Annotated in this window: 6 protein-coding genes; all 6 read right to left on the bottom strand. The window is 35.3% G+C overall.

The window, feature by feature from the left end:
* Positions 1 to 48: 48 nt before the first annotated feature.
* Positions 49 to 933 (bottom strand): sulfide/dihydroorotate dehydrogenase-like FAD/NAD-binding protein, encoded by an 885-nt coding sequence (locus tag I6U48_RS22590; protein WP_218322746.1) that lies wholly within the window; start codon positions 931 to 933, stop codon positions 49 to 51.
* 454 nt (positions 934 to 1,387) lie between these two features.
* Entirely contained in the window at positions 1,388 to 2,323 is a 936-nt protein-coding gene (locus I6U48_RS22585; RefSeq protein WP_218322745.1) for a 3-hydroxyacyl-CoA dehydrogenase family protein, read from the bottom strand.
* Between the two features lie 37 nt (positions 2,324 to 2,360).
* The gene (locus tag I6U48_RS22580; protein ID WP_218322744.1) at positions 2,361 to 3,209 is read right to left on the bottom strand and encodes a 3-hydroxybutyryl-CoA dehydrogenase; all 849 of its coding nucleotides are present in this window, start codon (positions 3,207 to 3,209) and stop codon (positions 2,361 to 2,363) included.
* A gap of 282 nt (positions 3,210 to 3,491) precedes the next feature.
* Positions 3,492 to 4,496 carry an electron transfer flavoprotein subunit alpha/FixB family protein gene (locus tag I6U48_RS22575; protein ID WP_218322743.1) on the bottom strand — a complete coding sequence of 335 codons (1,005 nt, stop codon included), beginning with the start codon at positions 4,494 to 4,496 and terminating at the stop codon, positions 3,492 to 3,494.
* A gap of 16 nt (positions 4,497 to 4,512) precedes the next feature.
* On the bottom strand, positions 4,513 to 5,292 hold the full coding sequence (locus I6U48_RS22570; RefSeq protein WP_218322742.1) for an electron transfer flavoprotein subunit beta/FixA family protein: 780 nt from the start codon (positions 5,290 to 5,292) through the stop codon (positions 4,513 to 4,515).
* A gap of 19 nt (positions 5,293 to 5,311) precedes the next feature.
* Positions 5,312 to 6,317, bottom strand: a 1,006-nt coding sequence (locus I6U48_RS22565; protein ID WP_218322741.1) for an acyl-CoA dehydrogenase, incomplete at its 5' end; no start/stop codon positions are given.

Raw genomic sequence — 6,317 nt, 5'->3', positions numbered from 1 at the left:
TTTATTGGAGTTCTCTTCATTTTATCCATAGCTTGTTCCTCCCTATAACTATTCATGACAGCCACAGCCTTTTCCATGATGAGTATCTCCCTCAACTTCTCTAAGAAGTTTTCTTCCTTCCTCAGTCTTATACATAGTCTGTCTTCTCATAGCCTCATCAAAGTTTACAAGGTGTCCATCAAATTCAGGTCCATCAACACAGGCAAATTTCACTTCATCTCCTACAGTTACTCTGCAGGCACCGCACATTCCTGTTCCATCTACCATTATTGGATTTAAGCTTACTATAGTTTTAATACCATATTCCTTTGTAAGCTTAGCCACGAATTTCATCATAATCATAGGTCCTATTGCCACCACATGATCATATTTTTTTCCTTCATTGTCGATAAGTTCTTTTAATAAGTTTGTAACAAGTCCCTTATATCCACAGCTTCCATCATCTGTAGCAATATACAAATCTTTAGCTACAGCTTTCATTTCTTCTTCCAGCAGCAAATATTCCTTTGACTTTGCCCCTACTATAACATCTGCCTTAACTCCTTTTTCATGAAGCCACTTAACTTGCGGATACACTGGTGCTGTACCTACTCCACCAGCAATGAAGATTATATTTTTTTTCTTTAATTCTTCTATATCTTCATGAACTAAATCTGATGGTTGACCTAAGGGTCCTACAAAGTCCGAAAAATCCTGTCCTTCCTCATATTCAGCCATCTTTTTAGTTGATTCGCCAAGTGTTTGAAACACTATAGTTACTGTTCCTTCTACAGCATCATAGTCACAAATGGTAAGAGGTATTCTCTCCCCTTTTTCATCCATTTTTACTATAACAAACTGTCCTGGATGACAAGATTTAGCAACTCTTGAAGCTTCTACATCCATTAGATAAATGTTTTCTTCAAGCATTCTTTTTTTAACTATTTTATACATTTCTATTCCTCCATTGACAAGATTTACATTAGAATTATATAGGCAGCCACGGCCGAAAGTAAACTTATGCTCCGGTAGATGTTACCAAGCCTCAGCACGATAAAAATCTTTTGTCAATCTAAAGCTCAACATTTTGAAAATCTAAGAAGCATTTATAAACTCGTACCTCAAACATATAAATACTTCTAAGATTTTCTAAAATGTTTCGCTAAGATTGACTAAAAAATTTTTATATGTGCTTTCAGCTTTGGTAACATCTACCTGCGTATAAGTTTACTTTCTGGTGCGGGTATTTATATATAGATCGTTAACTTTAAAGATTAATCTATTCAGATACCAACTTGCCATTCTCATATTTTATATCTGTCAAAGACACTGATTCTTTCAAAAGATATAGCAAATTGGATAAGCTCAATAGAATAAGTAAGCCTTCGGCCGTACTTCTCCGTAAACTTTATTTACTATACAATACTTTTAGTAAATATTCTCTTAAACTTTCATTTGATGCTTTAGCTTGCTCAGGAGTCCATTCTTGGAATCCCTTACCGCTCTTGAATCCTAGTTCTCCTGCTTCAACCATTTTTCTTAAAAGAGGAGAGGCCTCAGTGGATTTATCAAGATGCTTTAATATATAGCTGTGTATGGATAAAGTTAAATCTGTTCCAACCATATCAGCATTTTCTATAGGTCCTAAGTGAGGTAATCTTAAGCCGAAGCTGTATTTAACCGCTTCATCAACAGTTGCAGCATCGGCAATGCCATTTTCTACTATTGATATTGCTTCTCTCCATAGAGCATGTTGCAATCTGTTAGCGACAAATCCTGGTACATCTTTATTAACTCTTATAGGGCGTTTATTTGCTTTTTTAAGTAATTCCATAGTTTTGTCCATAACTTCTTCTGAAGTATAATCTGATTTAACTACTTCAACAAGTGGAATTAAATATGGTGGATTCCAGAAATGAGTACCAACTACCCTTGATTTTAACTTAGTTTTTTCAGATATTTCTGTAATACTCATTACTGAAGTATTTGTTGCAAATATAGTATCTTCTCTACAAAGTTCTTCCAGGTTTTTAAATAAATTTTGTTTTAATTCCATGTTTTCTGGAATACATTCAATAACAAAATCTGCATCTTTAGCAGCAACCTTCATATCTTCAGTTAAAGTAATTCTGCTTAAAAGCTCTTCTATATCTGCATCTGTTACAATGTCTTTTTCTTTCATAACTTGAAGATTGCCTTTTATTTTATCCATACATTCATATTCAAACTTCTCTCTTATGAAAATGGTTACATTTAAATCTTTACAACCTGCGAATACTTGAGCTATTCCACTTCCCATCATTCCTGGACCAAATACTGTTATATTTTTAATTGTACTTCCCATAAAATAGTACCTCCTAAAATATTATAAACTAATAGTTTTATTTGCTGTAATTAAAAAAGCCTCTTCCAGTCTTTCTTCCTAAATATCCTGCTCTTACATACTTTCTTAATAGCGCATGTGCTCTATATTTTGTGTCTCCTGTTTCTTTATACAAAACATCCATTATAGCTAAACATACATCTAATCCTATAAGGTCACCTAAGGCTAAAGGTCCCATTGGATGATTAGCACCAAGCATCATAGCTTTGTCTATATCTTCAGCAGAAGCTATACCTTCTGCAAAAATTCCTACAGCTTCATTTATCATTGGCACTAATATTTTGTTTACAACAAAGCCTGGAGCCTCGTTAGCTTCAACTGGTTCTTTTCCAATAGCTATTGATAATTCTTTTATAGCAGCAAAAGTCTCCTCAGAAGTAGCCATTCCCTTTATTATTTCTATAAGCTTCATAACAGGTGCTGGATTAAAGAAATGCATGCCTATCACTCTATCTGGTCTATTTGTTGCTGCTGCAACTTCAGTTATTGATAAAGAAGAGGTATTAGAAGCAAGTATTGTTTCTCCTTTACATATTTTATCTAAGTCACCAAATATCTGTTTCTTTATTTCCATATTTTCAACAGCAGCTTCCACTACTAAATCACAATCTGCTGCTAAATTTAAATCTGTTGTGCCTGTGATTCTATTAACTATAGCATCTGCATCTTCTTGAGCCATTTTTCCTTTAGTAACTAACTTTGAAAGACCTTTTGTTATTCCACCAATTCCTCTTTGAACAAATTCATCTTTTATATCTCTTAGTACTACTTCATAGCCTTTAGCAGCAAAAGCCTGAGCTATCCCTGCCCCCATAGTTCCTGCACCAAGTACACATATCTTTTTCATAATAAATTCCTCCCCGAAATATATTTTAGAGGACAGAGGACAATGAAGGAGGATTTTTCTCCGCTACTCTACGAAAAATCTTTAATTTTACCTCCGGTAAGTAAGTTTTAATTAAGCTATGCTTAATTGAAACGATGATGTTTCGCATTAGCGAAACGAATCCACAAGAAATAAATTAGTTTTCTGACGTAAGGAAGAAAACTCACCTTCACTGTCCTCTGTCCTATGTCCTCTGTCAATTGCCTATGGCACCCCAGTTGGTGGAACCTAGTATTCTAAATTTTAATTATTTGCTTCTTTAATTTGAGCTACAAGTTCAGGTACAAGCTTTTTGTAATCACCAACCAATGCAAGATCTGCTACTTTCATTATTGAAGCATCTGCATCTTTGTTTACAGCTATAATATAATCACTGTCCTGCATTCCAGCTAAATGCTGTATTGCTCCTGAGATACCACATGCTATATATAGGTTTGGTCTAACAGTCTTACCAGTTTGTCCAACTTGGTATGCTTTATCTAACCAACCGTTATCTATAGCTGCTCTTGATCCAGCAACAGTTCCATCTAATATATCGGCAAGCTCTTTTAATACTTCAAAACCTTCTTTGCTGCCGAGTCCTCTTCCTCCAGAAACTATTACTTTAGCTTCCCCTATATCCATGCAGTCTTTGCAAGCTTTAACTACGTCTAAAGTTTTTGTTCTTATATCAGCTTCACTTAAATTTGCAGCTATCTTTTGAATTTCTCCAGTTCTTGCAGCATCCTTAGCTAACTTTTCAAATACTCCTGGTCTTACTGTAGACATCTGTGGCCTGTGATCTCCGCAAACTATTGTAGCCATTAGGTTTCCACCAAAAGCTGGTCTTGTCATAAGTAAATTTTTATTTTCTGGATCTATATCAAGAGAGGTACAGTCTGCTGTGAGGCCTGTAGAAAGTCTTGCTGCCACTCTTGGAGCTAAATCTCTTCCCATAAAAGTAGCACCTACTAATATAGCTTCTGGCTTAACTTCCTTTGCTAAATCACATATAACCCTTGTATATCCATCTGTTGTAAAGTGTTTTAATAATGGACTATCAGCATATATTACTTTATCTGCTCCATAATCCACTAATTCTTTTGCTATATTATCTATATCACTTCCAAGTAAAAGAGCTGTTAATTCTACTCCTAACTTATCTGCTAAATCTCTACCTTTTCCTAATAACTCCAAGGATACCTTTTGAAGCTGTCCATCTCTCTGCTCAGCAAATACCCATACACCTTTGTAATCTGCTATATTCATTGTAATTCCCTCCTACTTAGATAAAGTGTTTTTCTTTTAATTTTGAAACTGCACATGCTGCTGCTTCTTTAGCTGGCAGGCTTACTAATTCACCTTGTCCTTTAGCTTCCTTAGTCATTGACTTTTTAACCTTTGTTGGTGATCCAGCAAGACCAAGAAGAGATTTATCTACATCTATGTCATTGGCACTCCATATTTTAACGTCTTTTTTGTATGCATCAAAGATATTTGACATGTTCATATATCTTGGCTCATTTAACTCTTTTATAGCTGTTAAAAGTACTGGTGTTTTAACAGTCATTACTTCATATCCATCTTCCCATGCTCTTTGAACCTTTAAAGAATCTCCCTCTACCTCTACCTTTTCTACATAAGTAACCTGTGGAATTCCTAAATGTTCAGCTATTTCTGGTCCAACCTGAGCAGTATCTCCATCTATAGCTTGTCTTCCTGCAAATATTATGTCATAATCTAACTTTTTTAATGCTCCTGCTAAAGTATGAGAAGTAGCTAAAGTATCCGCTCCTCCAAAAGCTCTATCTGATATAAGAATTGCTTCATCTGCTCCCATAGATATCGCTTCTCTTAAAGCTTTTTCTGCTTGTGGTGGTCCCATACTTATTATAGTAACCTTTCCGTCAGTCTTTTCCTTTAGCACTAATGCTTCTTCTAAAGCATTTTTATCATCTGGATTTATTATTGATGGAACACCATCTCTTATTAGTGTTCCTGTTTTTGGATCTATTTTAACTTCCGTAGTATCTGGAACTTGTTTTAAACAAACTACTATATTCATTTCCTGTTATCCTCCCTAATTATTTAAATATGTTTCCTGAGATAACCATCTTTTGAACCTGTGACGTTCCTTCATAGATTTCAGTTATCTTAGCATCTCTCATCATTCTTTCTACTGGGTAATCCTTTGTATATCCATATCCGCCAAATAGTTGAACTGCCTTTGTTGTTACTTCCATTGCCACATCTGCTGCAAACAACTTAGCTCTAGCTGCATCTACAGTGTAAGGAAGTCCTGCATCCTTTTTACAAGCTGCTTTATATACTAAATGCTTTGCTGCTTCTATTTTTGTATCCATTTCAGCTACTGCCCATGCGAGGCCCTGGAACTTATCTAAGGATCTTCCAAATTGTTTTCTTTCCTTCATATAAGCTACTGCTTCATTGAAAGCACCTTCTGCTATTCCAAGCGCTTGAGCTGCTATACCAATTCTTCCTCCGTCAAGAGTACCCATAGCAACACCAAAGCCTTTTCCCTCTTTGCTTAATAAATTTTCCTTTGGAACTACACAGTCTTCAAATATAAGTTCTGTTGTTGAAGATCCTCTTATTCCCATCTTATCTTCTAATTTACCTATAGAGAAACCTTTAAAACCTTTTTCAACTATAAAAGCTGAAATTCCCTTTGTTCCTTTGCTTCTGTCTGTCATAGCAAATACTATGAATACATCAGCTACTCCACCGTTTGTTATAAATATTTTTTGTCCATTTAATATGTAATTATCACCATCAAGAACTGCTGTAGTTTGTTGTCCTGATGCATCTGTTCCTGCGTTTGGTTCAGTTAACCCAAAAGCTCCTATCTTTTCTCCCTTTGCAAGAGTCACTAAATATTTTTTCTTGTGATCTTCGCTGCCATACTTGTCTATTACTGAAGCACATAGTGATGTATGAGCGGAAAGAATAACCCCAGTAGTACCACAAACCTTAGATAATTCTTCCACTGCTAATATATATGAAAGAGTGTCTCCACCAGCTCCACCATATTCCTTTGAAAATGGAATACCCATCATTCCATATTTAGCC

The organism is Clostridium thailandense (assembly GCF_019207025.1).
Taxonomy (GTDB): domain Bacteria; phylum Bacillota; class Clostridia; order Clostridiales; family Clostridiaceae; genus Clostridium_AM; species Clostridium_AM thailandense.
The sequence above is the reverse complement of the archived record's forward strand: the minus strand, read 5'-3'. Positions and strand labels throughout refer to the sequence as shown.